At 50.8% G+C, this 659-nt stretch carries 1 rRNA gene; it reads right to left on the bottom strand.

Annotated features, from left to right (window positions below):
- Positions 1-659, bottom strand: a 16S ribosomal RNA gene (locus ACTG7Q_RS10835); the annotation flags it as partial.

The raw sequence follows: 659 nt of genomic DNA, 5'->3' as shown, positions 1-659 counted from the left end.
TTACATGCTGGCAACAAAGGATAAGGGTTGCGCTCGTTGCGGGACTTAACCCAACATTTCACAACACGAGCTGACGACAGCCATGCAGCACCTGTCTCATAGCTCCCGAAGGCACTCCAGTATCTCTACTAGATTCTATGGATGTCAAGAGTAGGTAAGGTTCTTCGCGTTGCATCGAATTAAACCACATGCTCCACCGCTTGTGCGGGCCCCCGTCAATTCATTTGAGTTTTAACCTTGCGGCCGTACTCCCCAGGCGGTCGATTTATCACGTTTGCTACGGGCACCAGAGTTAAACCCCAATCCCCAAATCGACATCGTTTACAGCGTGGACTACCAGGGTATCTAATCCTGTTTGCTCCCCACGCTTTCGCACATGAGCGTCAGTATCTTCCCAAGGGGCTGCCTTCGCCTTCGGTATTCCTCCACATCTCTACGCATTTCACCGCTACACGTGGAATTCTACCCCTCCCTAAAGTACTCTAGTTATCCAGTCTAAAATGCAATTCCCAAGTTAAGCTCGGGGCTTTCACATCTTACTTAAATAACCGCCTGCGTGCCCTTTACGCCCAGTTATTCCGATTAACGCTCGCACCCTCCGTATTACCGCGGCTGCTGGCACGGAGTTAGCCGGTGCTTCTTCTGTGACTAACGTCAAT

Source organism: Lonepinella sp. BR2474 (assembly GCF_051851555.1).
GTDB lineage: Bacteria > Pseudomonadota > Gammaproteobacteria > Enterobacterales > Pasteurellaceae > Lonepinella.
The sequence above is the reverse complement of the archived record's forward strand: the minus strand, read 5'-3'. Positions and strand labels throughout refer to the sequence as shown.